Raw genomic sequence first — 17283 nt, 5'->3', positions numbered from 1 at the left:
GGGACGCCATGAAAAGGGTAATGGTGCTGCTGTTCGGTGGCGCGCTTCTGAGCGGGATCGCCGCCTGGGCCGCGATGGCGCAGGGCGAGGCGAAGATCACGCTGCAGGCGATTCAGTGCGGCCAGTTGAAGCAGGAGGATCTTGCCTGGTTCTCCGATACGATGCGCTTTAAGGGCGAGAAGCGTGAACTTGTCGCGGGCTGTTTCCTGATCCGTCATCCCAAGGGCGTGCTGCTCTGGGATACCGGGCTGACGGCACAACTTGTCGGCGCCACCAATGGCCCGCCGGGGCTGACCCTCGACAAGAGCCTGACCGACAAGCTCAAGGAAAGCGGCATCCAGCCGGGCGCGATCACTTATGTTGGCATCAGCCATTATCACCCCGATCATACCGGCGGCGCGGCTGAATTTCCGGGTGCCGAACTGCTGATGGGCGAAGGCGACTGGAATGCGGTCAAGGCGATGAAGCCCGAAGATCGCTCGGCGCAGCAGTTGACGCACTGGCTCTCGGGCAAGGGCAAGGTGCGGCCGGTCAAAGGCGATCTTGACGTCTTCGGTGATGGCACGGTCACGATGCTCACCATGCCCGGCCATACGCCGGGGCACAGTGCCTTGCTGGTACGGCTGCCCAAGAGCGGTGCCGTGCTGCTCTCGGGAGATCAGTATCATTTTCGCGAGAACCGCGCGGTGCGCGGCGTGCCCAGCTTCAACACCAACCGCGCCGACACGCTTGCCTCGCACGACCGGTTCGAGGAAATCGCAAAGAACCTGCAGGCGCGCGTGATCATCCAGCACGATCCGCGCGATATGGCGGAACTGCCCGCCTTTCCCGCAGCGCTCAATTGAGGATTTGATGGACAAGGTTTCCGTGATCGATGGCCGCGCCTATCCGCTGGGCCTGAAGAATGTCGATACCGATATGATCATCGCCGCCGACTGGTTGAAGACGATCAGTCGCGCGGGGCTTGGAGCGGGTGCGTTCGAGCGGTTGCGCAAGGATCCGGACAACGTCTTCGATAATCCCGCATATGCGGGCGCGCCGATCGTGATTGCGGGCGACAATTTCGGTTGCGGGTCGAGCCGTGAGCACGCCGCATGGGCGATGCTCGATATGGGCATCACCGCGGTGATCGCGCCGAGCTATTCGGATATTTTTTCGAGCAACGCATTCAAGAACGGCATATTGGCCGTCGTTCTTCCCCAGGAGGCGATCGACCGTTTGATGGAGGTGGCAAAGACCGATCCGATCCATATCGATCTCGAGCATCAAACCGTGACAACGCGGTTCCAGGACCGCTTCACCTTCGAGATCGACCCATTTCGCAAGCACTGCCTGATGGATGGACTGGACGAGATCGGCTTGACGCTCGCCATGGACGCTCAGATCGCGACATTCGAGAAAAAAGCCGCCGGCGAGCGGCCGTGGATGATGGGAGAAGGAAGCGCATGAAGGCATTGCTGTCCAAAGCCGTTGGTGGCCCCGAAACGCTGGTTGTCGACGAGATCGCCGATCCGACGCCCGGAGCCGGCCAGCTTCTCGTCGCGGTCAAGGCGTGTGCGGTCAACTATCCCGACGTGCTGATCATCGAGGACAAATACCAGTTCAAGCCGCCGCGCCCCTTCGCACCCGGCGGCGAGATCGCGGGTGTGGTCGAAGCGGTGGGCGAGGGCGTCACCGACTGGAAGCCCGGCGACCGCGTGATCGCGGTGCCCGGATCGGGCGGCATGGTTGAAAAGATCGTGATTCCTGCGGCTAGCGCGTTTCGCTTGCCCGAGGGACGAAGCTTCACTGAAGGATCGGCGCTGCTGCTGACCTATGCCACGACGATCCACGCGCTCGTCGACCGCGGTCATCTGAAGGAAGGCGAGACGCTGCTCGTCCTCGGCGCGGCGGGTGGCGTTGGCCTGGCGGCGGTCGAGCTTGGCAAGGCATTCGGCGCGCGCGTCGTTGCGGCGGTCTCTTCGGAGGAAAAGGCCGAGGCGGTGCGTGCGGCGGGCGCCGACGAGGTTGTCGTCTATGGGCGCGGGCCCTTTGACAAGGATCAATCCAAGGCGCTTGCAGACGAATTCAAGGCTGCGATCGGCCCCAATGGCGCTGATGTTATCTATGATCCCGTCGGCGGCGACTATTGCGAGCCGGCGCTACGCGCGATCGCCTGGGAGGGGCGTTATCTTGTCGTCGGCTTTCCCGCGGGTATCCCCAGGCTGCCGCTCAACCTGACGCTGCTCAAGAGCTGCGACGTCTGCGGCGTGTTCTGGGGCGCCTTCGCCGCACGCGATCCCAAGGCCAATCAGGCGCATGTCGCGCGGTTGTTCCGCCTTTGGGAAACGGGGCAGATCGCGCCCAAGGTGACCGGGACCTACCCGCTTGAGAAGGGCGGGGACGCGATCGCGCAGATGGCGGCGCGCAAGGTGATCGGCAAGGTGGTCGTCACGATCGGCGATTGATCGACACGGCCCCGTTGCGGAGTAGCGCGCGCGCTCCTATTTCAAGGGCGAAATGCAAAGCCAGCCAAGGGACTGCCATGACCACTTTCGACGACCGCGAGCGCGCCTTCGAGGCGAAATACGCGATGGATCAGGACACGCTCTTCAAGATCATCGCGCGGCGCAACCGGTTGTTCGGCCAGTGGGCGGCGGACAAGATGGGCCTGACCGCCGAAGAGACCGAAGCCTATGCCAAGGCGGTGGTCCAGGCCGATTTCGAGGAAGCCGGCGACGGCGATGTCATCCGCAAGGTGCTGGGTGATCTCACCTCGGCGGGCATCGACATCGACGAAGGCGAGGTGCGCACCGCGCTCGAGGAAAAGACCGTCGAGGCGCGTCGCCAGTTCATCGAGGCGCAGCCCTGATGCCGATGGCGGCAGAAGACATCGAGGCGATGATCGTGGCCGCGATTCCCGACGCGAAGGTGGAGATCACCGATCTGGCGGGCGATGGCGATCATTATGCCGCGCGCGTGGTGAGCGAGACTTTTCGGGGCATGTCCCGGGTGAACCAGCAACGCGCGGTCTATACCGCGCTGGGCGGCCGGATGGGCGGGGTGCTCCACGCGCTGCAACTCACCACCGCGACGCCCGACTAAAAGGAAGTGGAACGCATATGACCGACGATAGCCAGGCCCGTATCGGGCAGATCGTCACCGATAACGACGTGGTTCTGTTCATGAAGGGCACGCCACTCTTTCCCCAGTGCGGCTTTTCGAGTCGCGCAATTGCGATCCTCGACCATCTCGGCGTCGCCTATCAGGGCGTCGACGTGCTTCAGGATCAGTCGATCCGGCAGGGGATCAAGGAATTTTCGGACTGGCCGACCATCCCGCAGCTTTACGTGAAGGGCGAATTTGTCGGTGGTTCGGACATCATGATGGAAATGTACGAGGCGGGCGAGCTTCAGCAGCTTCTTGCCGACAAGGGACTGGTGCCGGCGGGCTGAACCCGAGAAACGAGCCTGTTGCAAAGTTCATTCCAGCCTCTCCGTTCGGGCTGAGTCTGTCGAAGCCCTTTTCTTCTCCTTGAACCGCACGGAAAGAAAAGGGGAGGGCTTCGACAGGCTCAGCCCGAACGGGCCTTTATGTCATGGTGTGGAGTGTGATTACCGCGCCATCGCCGTCGCGCGGCGCATGATCTTCACGCCATGACTTTCAAGCAACGCAAGCACCAGCACCGCGGCGGCCTGTGTGCCGACAAAGGCGGTGCCGATCGCTGTGAGCGTGTCCTGACGCGTCGTCATCACCGCGACGCTCTCTGCGACCCACAGGAAATTGCCGAGGATCGCGACGACGCTGAGCGCGAGCGGCGGTGCAACACGCGTTCCCAGCCAGAGAAAAAGCGCGGCGCAGGGCAGGAGCAGCAGTCCGGCCGTGCGTAGGAACAGCGCGTCCAGGCCGAACAACGGTGCAAGCGGTGTCGCGCCGACGGTGAGCAGTGCGAAACAGGCGAAGCAAGTCAGCGCATCGAGCTTGAAGATGCGGCGGAGGAAAAGGCTGTTGTCCATGGTCTGTCTCCGTTGATGCGATCCCGATGCCGGGAGCCGGATCCGGAAATAGAAGCGTGAGGTAATGACGTCGATTACCTGCCAGGTAATGGTGGCACCGCGCCATCGTGCTACACCGCCTGTCATGAAGCAGATCGATATCGGTTTAGAACTGCGCAAATGGCGCGCGCACCGGCGACAGAGCCAGATGGATCTCGCGCTCGATGCCGAGATTTCGCCGCGTCACCTGAGCTTCGTCGAGACAGGCCGTTCGCGCCCGAGCCGCGAACTGGTGCTAAAGCTCGCCGAATGCCTCGCAGTGCCGCCGCGCGAGCGCAATACCATGCTGGTTTCGGCGGGCTATGCGCCGATCTATCCCGAAAAGCGCTTCGACAGTGCTGACATGGCGTCCGCGCGCACCGCGATCGCGCATGTGCTTGCTGCCTACCAGCCCTATCCCGCGCTTGCGATCGACCGGCACTGGAATATGGTCGATGCCAATGCCACGTTGATGACCCTGATGACGGGGGTCGCGTCTCATCTGCTCGTGCCGCCGATCAATGCGCTCAGGGTCAGCCTTCATCCTGAGGGCGTCGCGGCGCGCATCGTGAATCTCCCCGAATGGCGCTCGGCGCTGTTCCAGCGGCTTCGTGAACAGATTGAGGCAAGCGCCGATCCAGCGCTGGTGGAACTGCTCGACGAATTGCGCGGCTATCCGGGCGGCGAGACCGCGGCGGCAGCGACGGCCTATCCGCTCGCGATCCCGATGATCCTCGAAACACCGCTCGGGCGGCTGTCGATGCTCAGCATGAGCGCGGTGTTCGGATCACCCGTCGACGTCACACTTTCGGAGCTCGCGATCGAATCCTTCCTGCCCGCCGACGCCGAAACGCTCGCGATCTTGCAGAAATTATGAGGAGCGGGGGACGGCGGGTGGTGCGAGACCAGGGAAGCACCAACCCGCCGCTATGAAGTGGAGCATGGCTGGAGACCATGCCCCATCGGGAACACCTCTAATATAGCACGCTATGTGCCAATTCGGTCGAATGGCGAAATTCCTGCGACTCGATGGTTCACAGATGTTAACCAGGCGGGACGTCTGTAAAGCCGACCGACGTTTGCGTCGTGATGCGCCAGATCAGATGCGCCGGCTGTCATAGGCCCACTGCAGCAAGGCTTGGCGCTGCCTGGGGCGACAGAAGGGATCGCCGGGCTCGCAATGCCGCCGCACCTGCGCGGTGTGACGGGCAAAAGCTTTCCATCGACCGATCTGACGCCGGTCTTCGTCGGGCAGCCTTCGCCCCATATAATAGCGACAATACCATTGAAACCAGCCACGGGGGTCGTCCGGATGGATCCAGCCCTTGGCGCGCCATACAGACAAAGCCGTGCTCGCGCTGACTCCGAAATAATTGAGCGCAGGATCGTGGCCCTGGGGTGACAGCTTGGCGTCGCGGAACCAGCTTTCAGGAAATTCGTCGCGGCAATCGGTCATATACTTTCCGCCGAATACGCCGAGCGCGAGCATTTCCTTCGGGGTCAGCTCTGGGCAAAAATCGGGATCGAAATTCCTGCCGGCGCCCGCGCTCAGTTGATAGCTATACCCCTGCTGCATGCGATCATTGACCACGATGCGCCGGCGGGAACTGTCGCTTTCGGTCATTTTCGCATTCATTGCACGTCGACCCGGCTTGTCAAAGCGCGTCGGCATGAATGCGCGTTCATTTGCCGTTCAGCCAATTGATGACTACACTTGTAATCGAAAATCGACTACGGTTGTAATCGGACAAGGGAGCAGGCGCCGATGAGCGAGCGTATCAGCGAAGCCGAACAGGTGGTGATGGATGTGCTGTGGGATGAAGCTCCACTCACCGCCACCGAGGTGCATGAGCGTATCGGTGCCGCGCGCGGCTGGAGCGACCGTACGGTCAAGACCATGTTGTCGCGGCTGCTCGCAAAGAATGTGCTTTCCTACGAGGAGGATGGCCGCCGCTATCTCTATCGGCCTGCCGTCGCGCGCGAGGATTATATCGCGGTTGAGTCGCGCCGACTCGTCGACCGGCTGTTCGGCGGGCGGGTCTCGCCGCTGGTGGCGCATCTCGCCGATCGCGACGAACTCAGCGATGAGGACATCGCCGAGATCGAAGCCCTTCTGAAGGCGCTCAAGTCATGACGGCCTGGATCGTGGAAACGTTCGTGGCGACGACCATCCTCATGGTCCTCGTCCTTCTCGTTCGCGGTCACGTCGCGCGCATGCTCGGCGCGCGCACTGCCTATCTGCTCTGGCTGCTGCCCGCGCTGCGCATGGTGCTGCCGCCGCTGCCCGAATCGGTCGGTCCCGCGCCGATCACGCAATTGCCGGTGATCGTCGACTTCTCGATGATCGAGGTGGTCGAGGCCGCGCCCGTCACGCCTGAAAGCGGCATTGCCTGGGGCACGCTGCTGCTCGCGATCTGGCTGACCGGCGCGATCAGCTATTTCGGATGGCACCTGATTGCCTATCGCCGTTTCGTGGGAACGGCGCTCGCGCGGGCGACGCAGCTTCCCGAATTCGATCGCGGCGGAATCGAGGTCTGCGCGAGCCAGGCGGTCGACGGTCCTTTTGCGACGGGTGTGTTCGTGCCGCGGATCGTGCTGCCTTATGACTATCGCTATCGCTACAGCGCGGATGAACTGCGTCTCGCGCTGACGCATGAATGGGCGCACCACCGGCGCGGCGACCTTTCCTTCAATTATTTCGCGCTGGCGATGCTGTCGCTGCATTGGTTCAATCCCATCGCATACCGTGCCTGGCGTGCGTTCCGCGCCGATCAGGAACTCGCCTGCGACGCGATCGTGCTCGCCGACGCGACACCCGACGAGCGTCATTCCTATGGCTCGGCGCTCGTGAAATCGGCTTGCGTCCGCACCCCCGTCGCGGCGTGCGCGCTCAACCCGCGCAACCAGATCAAGACGCGCCTGCTGATGATGCGCGACGCGCATGAGCGTATCTTGGCGGGCCGTGCGCTCGCCGTGACCATCGTCGTCGGCGGCCTTGCGCTCACCGCGTCGGGCGGGATCGCGGCCGAGACAACGCGTGAGGTCGAAAGCACAGTGCGTAGCGCAGTGGTCGAGAAGACAGCGTTGCTGCAGCCGTCGATCACGCCCATTCCACCCGCCGCACCGGCGGCAATCCCCGATGCGCCAGCGCCGCCGCTGGCCATCGCGCCGCCCATGGCTCCCGCTCCGCCGGCACCGATTGCACCCCTGAATTTGGGGGATTGGCATGAAGAGCTTGAAGCCGCGCAACGCGAGGCCGCGGAGGCTCGGAGTGAGGCATTGGCCGAAGCAGACGAAGCGCGTCGCGAAGCGTTGCGTGAGGCGGCGGAGGCACGCCGCGAGGCGCTGGTCGAAGCGGAGGAGGTTCGCCGCGAAGCGATGGCGGCCGCACGCGCAGCGCAGATCGTCGCCCGCCGCCACATGTCGATGGTTCGTGTCGTTCCCGGCAAGTGCGATGGCAAGAGTGAAATTGTGGAGTCGCGCACCGAGAGTCATGACGGGGTCAGAAAGCAGATCGTCCGCGTCTGTGTCGCGAAGATCGATCACAAGGTGCAAGTGCAGGCGCTTTCGTCGGCACGCGCAGGCATCGCTTCATCACAGGGGCTTTCCGCCGATCAGCGCAGAGATGCGCTCGCCTCGATCGACGGGGAAATCGAAAAGCTGCGCCGCGCGAACGACCAGTAATTACGCGGGAGGAGAATCGGCTATGACGAACAAAAAAGACTATTTGACAGTCGCGTTGACAGCATTGGCGCTGGCAGGGCTTCCGATAGCGGCGCTGGCCCATGAGGGACACGACACCGAGCCCAAAGTCGAAAAACGCGTGACGATCATCAAGCGCGGGGAAGGCGGCGTGGCGGTCGACGATGCGCACCTCAATGCGGCGATGGCAAAGTGCAAGGCTGAAGGGCAGGAGGTCGGCACCGACGTCGAAACCGAGACCGACGGCAAGAAGCAGCGCACGCGCATCATGATCTGCGGCAAGGCTGACGCCGACGCCGTCGCAGCGCTGGAAAAGGCGCGTGGCGAACTGGCGGCGGAAAAGGGGCTGAGCGATGAGCATCGCTCAAGCGCGCTTGCCACGCTGGACGCCGAAATCGCGCGGCTCAAGGCGGATCGCGCCACCAACAAATAAATCCTGCGGGACAATTTGATCGGGTGGAACATTTACAGGCTGTTCCGCCCGATCTTGTTTCTGGGCAGGGACGTGCCACATGTGCGGGATGAACGATTTCCCGACCGGTGAGGCGATGGTGCTGACCCCTTTGGTGCGCCGCGTGCTCGCGCCCAATCCCTCGCCTTATACCTATAGCGGAACCCAGACCTATATCGTGGGTCATGGAAGCGTTGTGGTGATCGACCCCGGTCCCGATGATCAACACCATATCGACGCGATTCTGCGTGCGACCGCTGGCGAGGAGATCGCATATATTTCGTGCACGCACACCCACCGCGACCACAGCCCCGCCACGCGACCGCTCAAGGAGGCTACGGCCGCCCGGATCGTCGGCTGTGCGCCCCTGGTGCTTGATGACAGCGGCCCGCGTGCCGATGAAGCATTCGACCGCGCCTATGCGCCCGATCATGTGCTCGGCGACGGCGAGAGCGTTTCGGGTCCGCGCTGGACGCTCCAGGCGGTTGCGACGCCTGGGCACACCTCCAATCATCTCTGCCTCGCGCTTCTCGAGGAAAAGGCGCTGTTCACGGGCGATCACGTGATGGCGTGGTCGACCAGCGTGGTTTCGCCCCCCGATGGCGACATGGCCGCCTATATGGCCAGCCTCGAGCTGTTGATGGGCCGCGACGACGTTATTTATTATCCGGCGCACGGCGATCCGATCGAGCGGCCGCAGCGTTTCGCGCGCGGGTTGCTCGGCCACCGTAAGCAGCGCGAGGGGCAGATATTGCGGCTGGTCGGGCGGGGTACAGGGGAAATCCCGGTCATGGTCTCGCACATGTACAAGGGGCTCGATCCGCGCCTCACCGGCGCTGCGGGGCGCTCGGTGCTTGCGCATCTGATCGACCTGCGCGACCGCGGTGTGGTCCGCGAACACCAGGATAGCTGGGAGCTGATCGAGACATGAAACCATTGGGCAAGTGGCTGATCGCGATTGCCTTCGCGATCGCGCTGGGGTTGGGCGCGCTGCTTTTGATGCAACGCACCTGGGAAAAGCGCTGGCAGGGGAACGTCGAGACGATCGCCGCGTCGAGCCTGCAGGGTCTGCGCGAGCAGAACCGTCTGTCGGCGTTCGCGGCGCGCTTTGTCGCGGTCGTCACCTCTGAGCAGGGGCGCTTCGGGCTGACCGCCAAAAAGACGCTCATCATGCCCGGGATGGTCCGTTACGAGGTCGACCTCTCGAAGCTGCAACAGCGTGACGTCGCCTGGGACGAGGTTTCCAGGACACTCACCGTCACGCTGCCGCCGATCGAGATTGCCGGGCCGCAAGTGGATATGCGCGCGATCCAGGAGTATGATGGCGGCGGAATCCTGCTGGCGCTGACCGACTCCGAAAAGGTGCTCGACGCCGCCAACCGCAAGGCGGGCCAGGACGAGCTGATGCGGCAGGCGCGCGAGGCGGTGCCGATGAAACTTGCGCGCGATGCCACGCGCCGCGCCATCGCCAACAGTTTTTCTATGCCTTTGAAGGCGGCGGGCGTAGAGGCCACCGTCGTGGCGCGCTTCGGCGATGAATCCGGGAGTTAGGTGAGATGGATGCACGAAATGGTATTGGCGGGAGCCTAACTGGGCTTGATCTCAGGGCTGAGATCGACCGGCTGCGCAAGGAACGCAATGCCGTGATCCTCGCGCATTATTACCAGAAGCCCGAGATTCAGGATCTGGCCGATTTCGTGGGTGACAGCCTCGATCTTTCGCGCAAGGCCGCCGAGACTTCGGCTGATGTCATCGCGTTCTGCGGCGTGCGCTTCATGGCCGAGACCGCGAAGATTCTCAGCCCGCAAAAGACCGTGGTGCTGCCCGACATGGATGCCGGCTGCAGCCTCGAGGATTCGTGCCCGCCCGACAAGTTCAAGGCGTTCCGCGAGGCGCATCCCGACCACATCGCGCTCACCTATATCAATTGCTCGGCTGAGGTGAAGGCGCTCTCCGACATCATCGTCACCAGCTCTTCGGCCGAGAAGATCCTGAGCCAGATCCCCAAGGATCAGAAGATCATCTTTGGCCCTGACAAGCATCTGGGTGGTTACCTTTCGCGCAAGTTTGGGCGCGAGATGCTGCTCTGGCCGGGCGTGTGCATCGTCCATGAGGCGTTCTCGGAAACCGAGCTGCTGAAATTGAAGGCGCAGCATCCCGGCGCTCCCGTTGCGGCGCATCCCGAATGCCCGCCGCATGTGCTCGATCACGCCGATATGGTCGGCTCGACCAGCGCGATCCTCGAATTCGCCAAGACGACCGACGCCGACACCGTGATCGTCGCGACCGAGCCGCATATCATCCACCAGATGGAAAAGGCGGTCCCCGAAAAGACCTTCATCGGCGCGCCCGGAGCGGACGGGAACTGCAACTGCAATATCTGCCCGTACATGGCGCTCAACACGATGGAGAAGCTCTACGTTGCGCTGCGCGATCTCGAACCGCGCATCGAGCTCGACGAAACCGTACGCCTCCAGGCGAAAAAGTCGCTCGACCGCATGCTGGCAATGGCGTCGTCGACCGTCGGCATGGGTGATCTCGGCGCTCGGGTGACGGGGGACTGAAGCTCCCGGCTTTACGAGGGATTTGGCACACTTGGCGCTCCGGGCTTGAACCGGAGCCAATGCCTGAAGCGATGGTGTGCCGACCGATATGGGCTCCTGCTTTCGCAGGAGCGCTGATTCTGACCATGCTCTAAGGGGGGAGGAGCCATGTCCTTCGCATTGCCCGATTTCGATCTCGACGCCTTCGTCGCCGCCACGCTGGCCGAGGACCTTGGCGCGGCGGGTGATATCACCTCCGAAGCCGTCATTCCGGCCGACTCCGTGTTCGATGGCGTGATGGACAGCCGCGAGGCCGTTATCGTAGCGGGCCTTCCGATCGCGGCGGCTTTTTTCCGACGGCTTGATCCCGCGGTCGAGATCGAACTGCTGGTGCAGGATGGCGACCGTGTTTCGGCGGGAAGCGACCTGATGCGATTGAAGGGCAATGCTCGTGCGATGCTTACCGCCGAACGATCGGCGCTCAACACCGTGCAGCATCTGACGGGCGTTGCGACGTTGGCGCGGCAATATGTCGACAAGATCGCTGGCACCGGCGCGACGCTGCTTGATACGCGCAAGACCATACCCGGCCTGCGCGTGCTCGAGAAATATGCGACGCGCATGGGCGGTGCGACCAACCATCGCATGGGCTTGTGGGATGCCGCGATGATCAAGGACAATCATGTCGCGGTCGCGGGCGATGTCGGCGAGGCCGTGCGCCGCGCCAAGGCTGCGGGAATTGCGCGGATCATCGTCGAGGTCGACCGGATCGACCAGATTGAGCCTGCCCTGACCGCGGGTGCGACGCACCTGCTGCTCGACAATATGGATCCAGCCACGCTGCGCGGTGCAGTGCGGCTGGTCGGCGGGCGCGTGCCTACCGAAGCCTCGGGCGGCGTGCGGCTCGATACCATTCGTGCGATCGCGGAGGCCGGCGTCACCTATATTTCGGTCGGGCGACTGACGCAGTCGGCGCCGGCGGCCGATATCGGGCTGGATTTCGCCAATGCGTAAGCCGCTGCTGGCGGTGGCCTCGCTGGCAGTGTTGCTTCCCGGCGTCGCAAGCGCGCAGGCGCTTTCCTGCGCGGTGCCGACCAACCCGCCGCGCCCGAAGCATGACGGCCCGACCGCCGATCAGCCGCAGCGCGACATTCCGATCGGCAGCTACACGCTCGCGCTTACCTGGTCCCCCGAATATTGCAGCGGCAAGCAATCGAGTGCACGCGACGGCTTCCAGTGCGGTAGCGCCAACCGCTTCGGCTTCACGCTGCATGGCCTGTGGCCCGATGGTCATGGCAAGCAATGGCCGCAATATTGCCGCCCTGCGCGGATCCTGTCGCCCAAGGTGATCCGCGACAATCTTTGTGCAACCCCCTCGGCGCAGCTCATCCAGCATGAATGGGCCAAGCACGGCACCTGCATGACGACGCGGCCCCAACGCTATTTCGCCGACGCACGCCGGCTCTATGCGGGCATACGCTATCCCGACATGGCGGTGCTCGCGCGCCGTCCCTCGATCACCGCCGGCCAGTTCGCCAGTGCCTTCGCAGCGGCCAATCGGGGTGTCAGTGCCGACATGATGCGGATCACGGCGACGCGTGGCGGCTATCTCGACGAAGTCTGGCTTTGCCTCGATCAGCGGATGAAGCCGCACGCCTGCCCCGCGCATCAGGGCGGTTTGCCTGCCGGTGCTAAGCTCAGAATCCGGGCAATCGGTTAACCCTCGATGGTCACCGTGCCGGGGTGATGCTTGTCGAGGTGCTTCCTGATGATCTTCAGGTTGCGCGTATTCGAACGGTAGAAGAAGTCGAAAGCGTCGCCGACGAGCGGGATCGCGCCGAGCAATGAGTCGATGCCGACATTGGCCGCCATGCGTGTAAGCTGGAACTTCGACATGCCGAGGTTGCGTGCTTCCCAGACCAGCCAGGCGCCCATCGCCGCCGTAACGACATCGCCCAACACGGGCACGAGACCGACTATGGCATCGAGCCCGATCGGGCGGTTCAGGCCGGGAATGATGAATGCGCGCTCAAGCAATGCTTCCATCATCTCGACACGCTTGCGCACCGATGCGGGGTCGCGGCCCATATCGGGCAACGCGCCGGTGATGTTCTCGAACTGATCGGGTGAAACGCGCATTCCTATCGAGGCTCCTATAGGTCCGGCCTCGAATATGGGGCGTGCTAATCCTTCAACAAGTGGTTGAGTGGATGCACGGCCCGCGCGTTGGGTTTGAACCCCTGCAGTCGCGAACGCACGAGTGACCAGCGCACAGGGCTGGCGATGGGGATGAAGGGCACGTTGACCGCATAGGCCGAATCGGCCTGGCTCAACTTGACTGACCGTTCGGCAAGGCTCGGAGCATCGCGTGACGCCGTGAGCGCCGCGTCGCCGGTCTCCCCGCAGGGTAGCCGACGGGCGCAGGACAGCCGGGTCAAATACCAGGTCGCACTGTCATGAGGCGCCACTTCGTCGATCAGGCGCAGGTCGGCCGCTGCATCGAAGGCGACACGCTCGGCGATTATGCCGATCTGGCCGAGGTCGATGGCGAGGCGCGCGAACAGGATCCTGGACCCTGCCCCTGCAGGTAGCGCGATGCGCAGCCGCGGAAACGCCGCGTTGTTGCCGCGCCACGCCGCAACGCGCGCGCGTGCTATCGCCACGCGCTGTTCGCGGTCGACGGGCAGCCATTCGGGTTGCGCTGGCTCAGCGGCAAGGTCTAGTCGCGCGGGCACGATCGCATTGACGGGGTTCCATCCCGGAATGTCGAATGCGCGGACGATTGCCTGACGGTCAATCGCCATGGACACGGCCTCGCGATTTTCTGCGGTCGCAAGGAATCCCTCCTGGTTGACCACTCCAAGCCCGAAAAGGCCCGGCACCGGGTCGAAGCGGAGCTGGGCGCCGGGTGGGTTGATCACGCGCGCATAGGGCAGGTCGGCATAGCCGCCGCCAAGCACCAGATCGGCCTGCCCACGATCATAGCGCACCACAGCGACCGCAGCGCGGCCCGCGCGCAATCGCACAGGATAGCGGGCCTGGGCGGTTGCCGGGCTTTCCGGATCGGTGATGGGGGCAAGCAGAAAAGCGGTGCCCTGCTGTTCGGCCATCCGGAAAGGACCGCCACCACGCATTGCCGAATGCAGCGTCAATTCAGGTTGCGCCAGCAGCGCCAGAAACTGCGGTCGAGGCTGTTTCAACCGAATTTCGAGGATATCATCGGTCACCGCGATGACCGCGTCGACGGCATGGAACGATCGCGCGAGCCGATGTCCGGCGTTTGGCGAGAGCTTGCGGCGCAGCAGCCGTGCGAGTTCGGCCGCCTTGATGGGGCGGCCTGGCCGCCATTCGGTGTCACGCAGGCGAAAGATGTAGCTCAGGCCGTCATCCGAGACGATCCAGCGTTCCGCCAGCCCCGGTTCGACCTGCCCGCTGGCGTCGAACGCCACCAGTCCCTGCGCAACCGAAAGATCCAGAATGGCCGATGGTGTTGAGGCAGCGTCTCCGTCGGATGCCGCGAGCTTGGGCTGGGGGCCGATCGCAACGACTTCGACAGGGCCGCCCGAATCCCCGCCGCCGCATGCGGTCAGCAGCAGCACGGCCAGAGCGGAGGGCAGGAAAGGGCGGATCGTCACGGCTTGGGTCCAAGTCTTTGGAACCGGTCTAGGTTGGCAGGCCGATCCTGCCAACCCCCGTGACGTTCTCGAAACGGAAGCCGGCTCAGCCGACGAAGGCGCGCTCGATCACATAATGGCCGGGATTGTTGTTCGAACCTTCGCTGAAGCCCCTGTCATCGAGCATCGCCGCGGTTTCCTTGATCATCGCCATGCTGCCGCACAGCATCACGCGGTCATGCTCGGGATCGAAATGCTTGGGACCGGCCAACGGACCTTCGAAGATCTTGCCGTTCTTGATCAGCGCCTCAATGCGGCCGCTGGTGCGGAACTCCTCGCGGGTCACGGTCGGCACATAGCTGAACTGAAGCAGCGCCTGATCCTGCACGAGCGGGTCGCCCGCGAGCTGCGCCTCGAGCTCCTCGCGGAAGGCAAGATCGGAAACGCGGCGGACGCTGTGGACGAGCACGATCTGGTTGAAGCGATCGTAGATTTCGGGATCGCGGATGATGCTGAGGAAGGGCGCAAGCCCCGTGCCCGTCGACAGCAGGAACAGCCGCTTGCCCGGCAACAGTGCATCGGCAACGAGCGTGCCCGTAGGCTTGCGTCCCAGGAAAAGCTGGTCGCCGGGCTGAATGAGCTGGAGCTTCGAGGTCAGCGGACCGTCGGGCACCTTGATCGAAAGGATTTCAAGCTCTTCGGCATAGGCGGGGCTCGCGATCGAATAGGCGCGCAGCAGCGGGCGGCCTTCGGCAGGAAGGCCGAGCATCACGAATTCGCCCGAACGGAAGCGGAAGCTCGCGGGCCGCGTCATCGTGAAACTGAACAGATGCTCGTTCCAGTGACGCACGCTCAGCACTTCCTCGACGGACAGGCTGGCCGAAGGGGCGATCAACTGGGCACCGGCGTTACGGTCGCTCATTCCTCTAACACTCTCAATTGCTCAAAACGTGGCAAAGCCCGGCGCGCCACTGTTTCGACGCCGGGCGGGGTGCCAATGGCGCCGTCGATACAGTCTCCCGGGCAGGGATCAACGTAAGAATTGTTTTGCGCCGCATAGCTTGATCTGCGGCTTCGCACAATCGCTAATGCGATCAATTATCAATAATGTCAATTTTCGTCGGCACGGCGGGCCATGCGCATGAAGCGCCATGCAGCCTCGCGCTCGGCTTGCGTCTTGAATGCTTCGTCGGGCATCGGTGCGACGCCCAGCATCTGCATGAGGGCCCAAAGCGCGAAGCGTCGACCGGGATCGCGCTCGGTGCCGAAATCGATGGAAAGCGCTTCGAGCCCCCGCGCGAGCCCGTCAGCGCCGAGATTCTCGATCTCGGTCGAACCGAAATAGTGCTGGAGCAGTATGTCGAAATCCATGACGGCTCCTAAAGCAACGAACCCATGTCCGCGCTGCCGCGCATCGGCGCCGGCGCGGGATGGTCGATTTCAGGAATGGCCGGCGCGGTGGTCCAGCCCAGATTGGGGAGCGTCAGGGTACGCTTGCCCGAGAGGTCTACGCGCGCGACGAGCAGCCCGCGCGATTCGATATAGCTGAGCATGCGCCGAACCCTTCCGGGCGAACGCGTGCCATAGACTTCGGCAAGCTCGGCGTCGGACGGGCAGGGCATGCCCTCCTTGGCGACGCGCGCGACCATCAGGAACGCGCCGAGCATGTCCTCGGGCAACTGGCCAGCCAGTTCGAGCGCCTCGGCCCAGCTCTCGTCACCCTCATCGAAGATCCCGGCGCGCGCCATGGCGAGCCGCTTGCGGAACTTGGGAAGATCGAGGCCGGGATCGCCCAACTGGCGCATGCGGCAGCGCAGGCCGAAATCCTGATAAAGCACCGCAGCCGTGCGATAGGTGGCGTCGGGATCCGCGACGATCTCGGCGAGCACCGCGGAAATGATTGCGGCGCGCTCGCTTTCTTCCATTTGCGGGCCGGCGGGCGCCGGTGTCGCGGGTTGCAGGATCGGGCGTGCGATGGAGCGGATCAGATCTTCGGAGGTCACGCGTGGCGGGGGAGGCGGCGGGGGCGGGGGAGGCGCTTCGACCGCCGCGAAGAGCAGGCTCTCCAGATCCTCGGGCGCGGCGGTCGGTAACGGGGTCAGCTTGGGCGTGCCGCCGCGTGCACCCGTCTTCACCTCGCCGATCCGGACCGCAATCGGTCGGCGTGAAACCGCAGGGCCAAGTGCGAGGAAGCGACCGCGCTCAAGATCGCGAATCTGCTCGGCCTGGCGACGTTCCATACCGAGCAGGTCGGCGGCGCGTGCCATGTCGATATCGAGGAAGGTGCGCCCCATCAGGAAGTTCGATGCTTCGGCCGCGACGTTCTTTGCAAGCTTGGCGAGGCGCTGAGTCGCGATCACGCCCGCGAGCCCGCGTTTGCGCCCGCGGCACATCAAATTGGTCATCGCGCCCAGCGAAGCGCGACGCGCCTCTTCCGAAAATTCGCCCGCGGCCACGGGGGCGAACATCTGCGCCTCGTCGACCACGACGAGCGCGGGGTACCAGTGATCGCGCGGCGCATCGAACAGCGCAGAGAGAAAGCCGCCCGCGCAGCGCATCTGCGCATCGATGTCGAGCCCTTCGAGACTGAGCACGACCGAGGCGCGATGCTCGCGGATCCGCGTGGCGATGCGATTGATCTCGTGCTCGCTATGCTCGCTCGCGTCGAGGACGACGTGGCCGAACGCCTCGGAAAGCGAGACGAAATCGCCCTCGGGGTCGATCACGACCTGTTGGACGAGCCCCGCACTGCCCTCGAGCAAGCGGCGCAACAGATGCGACTTGCCCGAACCCGAATTGCCCTGGACAAGCAGACGCGTCGCAAGGAGCTCTTCGAGATCCATGAGCACCGGATTGCCGGCGCCGTCCATTCCCATGTCGATTCTGGCGGTCACGAATAAGCCTTTGGACGATGGGCAGGGGGGCGGGCAAGCCCGGCATGGCGCGGGGCTCTCGAAAAA

At 63.8% G+C, this 17283-nt stretch carries 22 protein-coding genes; 15 read left to right on the top strand and 7 right to left on the bottom strand.

Going from position 1 to position 17283, the window contains the following annotated elements; all coding sequences use genetic code 11:
- Positions 1 to 8: 8 nt before the first annotated feature.
- The 6 genes from D3876_RS16990 to grxD all read left to right on the top strand — a co-directional run bounded on the left by D3876_RS16990 (position 9) and on the right by grxD (position 3434).
- Positions 9 to 845 carry an N-acyl homoserine lactonase family protein gene (locus D3876_RS16990; protein ID WP_238475425.1) on the top strand — a complete coding sequence of 279 codons (837 nt, stop codon included), beginning with the start codon at positions 9 to 11 and terminating at the stop codon, positions 843 to 845.
- A 7-nt stretch (positions 846 to 852) separates the two neighbouring features.
- Positions 853 to 1449, top strand: coding sequence for a 3-isopropylmalate dehydratase small subunit (gene leuD / locus D3876_RS16985; protein ID WP_119764528.1), 597 nt, complete (start codon positions 853 to 855; stop codon positions 1447 to 1449).
- Positions 1446 to 2447, top strand: a complete 1002-nt coding sequence (locus D3876_RS16980; RefSeq protein WP_182912046.1) for an NADPH:quinone oxidoreductase family protein — start codon at positions 1446 to 1448, stop codon at positions 2445 to 2447. Before leuD ends, D3876_RS16980 begins: the two co-directional genes overlap by 4 nt.
- 77 nt (positions 2448 to 2524) lie before the next feature.
- Complete coding sequence (locus tag D3876_RS16975; RefSeq protein ID WP_119764526.1) at positions 2525 to 2851, top strand: DUF1476 domain-containing protein; 327 nt, start codon at positions 2525 to 2527, stop codon at positions 2849 to 2851.
- On the top strand, positions 2851 to 3084 hold the full coding sequence (locus D3876_RS16970) for a BolA family protein (protein ID WP_119764524.1): 234 nt from the start codon (positions 2851 to 2853) through the stop codon (positions 3082 to 3084). The genes D3876_RS16975 and D3876_RS16970 overlap by 1 nt, the downstream gene beginning before the upstream one ends.
- A gap of 17 nt (positions 3085 to 3101) precedes the next feature.
- On the top strand, positions 3102 to 3434 hold the full coding sequence (gene grxD, locus D3876_RS16965; protein WP_119764522.1) for a Grx4 family monothiol glutaredoxin: 333 nt from the start codon (positions 3102 to 3104) through the stop codon (positions 3432 to 3434).
- Between the two features lie 159 nt (positions 3435 to 3593).
- On the opposite strand, the gene D3876_RS16960 is transcribed toward grxD, so the two are convergent.
- Positions 3594 to 3995, bottom strand: coding sequence for a hypothetical protein (locus D3876_RS16960; protein ID WP_119764520.1), 402 nt, complete (start codon positions 3993 to 3995; stop codon positions 3594 to 3596).
- A 124-nt stretch (positions 3996 to 4119) separates the two neighbouring features.
- Between D3876_RS16960 and D3876_RS16955 the strand changes: the two genes are divergently transcribed.
- Complete coding sequence (locus D3876_RS16955; protein WP_119764518.1) at positions 4120 to 4890, top strand: helix-turn-helix domain-containing protein; 771 nt, start codon at positions 4120 to 4122, stop codon at positions 4888 to 4890.
- Positions 4891 to 5112: 222 nt separating this feature from the next.
- Here D3876_RS16955 and D3876_RS16950 read toward each other — a convergent pair whose 3' ends face one another.
- Complete coding sequence (locus D3876_RS16950; RefSeq protein ID WP_220475479.1) at positions 5113 to 5637, bottom strand: hypothetical protein; 525 nt, start codon at positions 5635 to 5637, stop codon at positions 5113 to 5115.
- A 141-nt stretch (positions 5638 to 5778) separates the two neighbouring features.
- Here D3876_RS16950 and D3876_RS16945 point away from each other — a divergent pair, with 141 nt between their 5' ends.
- The 8 genes from D3876_RS16945 (at position 5779) to D3876_RS16910 (ending at position 12429) form a co-directional block, all read left to right on the top strand.
- Positions 5779 to 6147 carry a BlaI/MecI/CopY family transcriptional regulator gene (locus D3876_RS16945; protein ID WP_119764516.1) on the top strand — a complete coding sequence of 123 codons (369 nt, stop codon included), beginning with the start codon at positions 5779 to 5781 and terminating at the stop codon, positions 6145 to 6147.
- Positions 6144 to 7697, top strand: coding sequence for a M56 family metallopeptidase (locus tag D3876_RS16940; protein WP_119764514.1), 1554 nt, complete (start codon positions 6144 to 6146; stop codon positions 7695 to 7697). The genes D3876_RS16945 and D3876_RS16940 overlap by 4 nt, the downstream gene beginning before the upstream one ends.
- A gap of 22 nt (positions 7698 to 7719) precedes the next feature.
- A complete protein-coding gene (locus tag D3876_RS16935) occupies positions 7720 to 8148 on the top strand; it encodes a hypothetical protein (RefSeq protein ID WP_119764512.1) in 429 nt (142 codons plus the stop codon).
- 79 nt (positions 8149 to 8227) lie between these two features.
- A complete protein-coding gene (locus D3876_RS16930) occupies positions 8228 to 9097 on the top strand; it encodes an MBL fold metallo-hydrolase (RefSeq protein ID WP_119764510.1) in 870 nt (289 codons plus the stop codon).
- Positions 9094 to 9717 carry a DUF4230 domain-containing protein gene (locus tag D3876_RS16925; RefSeq protein ID WP_119764508.1) on the top strand — a complete coding sequence of 208 codons (624 nt, stop codon included), beginning with the start codon at positions 9094 to 9096 and terminating at the stop codon, positions 9715 to 9717. The genes D3876_RS16930 and D3876_RS16925 overlap by 4 nt, the downstream gene beginning before the upstream one ends.
- Before the next feature lie 5 nt (positions 9718 to 9722).
- On the top strand, positions 9723 to 10730 hold the full coding sequence (gene nadA, locus D3876_RS16920) for a quinolinate synthase NadA (protein ID WP_119764506.1): 1008 nt from the start codon (positions 9723 to 9725) through the stop codon (positions 10728 to 10730).
- Positions 10731 to 10877: 147 nt separating this feature from the next.
- Positions 10878 to 11723, top strand: a complete 846-nt coding sequence (nadC, locus tag D3876_RS16915) for a carboxylating nicotinate-nucleotide diphosphorylase (protein ID WP_119764504.1) — start codon at positions 10878 to 10880, stop codon at positions 11721 to 11723.
- A complete protein-coding gene (locus D3876_RS16910) occupies positions 11716 to 12429 on the top strand; it encodes a ribonuclease T2 family protein (protein ID WP_119764502.1) in 714 nt (237 codons plus the stop codon). Before nadC ends, D3876_RS16910 begins: the two co-directional genes overlap by 8 nt.
- Here D3876_RS16910 and D3876_RS16905 read toward each other — a convergent pair.
- The 5 genes from D3876_RS16905 to D3876_RS16885 form a co-directional block, all read right to left on the bottom strand.
- Positions 12426 to 12848, bottom strand: a complete 423-nt coding sequence (locus D3876_RS16905) for a DUF4112 domain-containing protein (protein WP_119764500.1) — start codon at positions 12846 to 12848, stop codon at positions 12426 to 12428. The two genes, D3876_RS16910 and D3876_RS16905, sit on opposite strands and share 4 nt — an antisense overlap.
- A 44-nt stretch (positions 12849 to 12892) precedes the next feature.
- Positions 12893 to 14344 (bottom strand): ABC transporter substrate-binding protein, encoded by a 1452-nt coding sequence (locus D3876_RS16900; protein WP_182912045.1) that lies wholly within the window; start codon positions 14342 to 14344, stop codon positions 12893 to 12895.
- Between the two features lie 85 nt (positions 14345 to 14429).
- Complete coding sequence (locus D3876_RS16895) at positions 14430 to 15245, bottom strand: ferredoxin--NADP reductase (protein ID WP_119764496.1); 816 nt, start codon at positions 15243 to 15245, stop codon at positions 14430 to 14432.
- A gap of 188 nt (positions 15246 to 15433) precedes the next feature.
- Positions 15434 to 15694 (bottom strand): hypothetical protein, encoded by a 261-nt coding sequence (locus D3876_RS16890; protein ID WP_119764494.1) that lies wholly within the window; start codon positions 15692 to 15694, stop codon positions 15434 to 15436.
- A gap of 8 nt (positions 15695 to 15702) precedes the next feature.
- Complete coding sequence (locus D3876_RS16885; RefSeq protein ID WP_119764492.1) at positions 15703 to 17217, bottom strand: helicase HerA domain-containing protein; 1515 nt, start codon at positions 17215 to 17217, stop codon at positions 15703 to 15705.
- Between the last annotated feature and the right edge of the window lie 66 nt (positions 17218 to 17283).

The sequence above is a fragment of the Sphingomonas cavernae genome (genome assembly GCF_003590775.1).
Lineage (GTDB): Bacteria > Pseudomonadota > Alphaproteobacteria > Sphingomonadales > Sphingomonadaceae > Sphingobium_A > Sphingobium_A cavernae.
The sequence above is the reverse complement of the archived record's forward strand: the minus strand, read 5'-3'. Positions and strand labels throughout refer to the sequence as shown.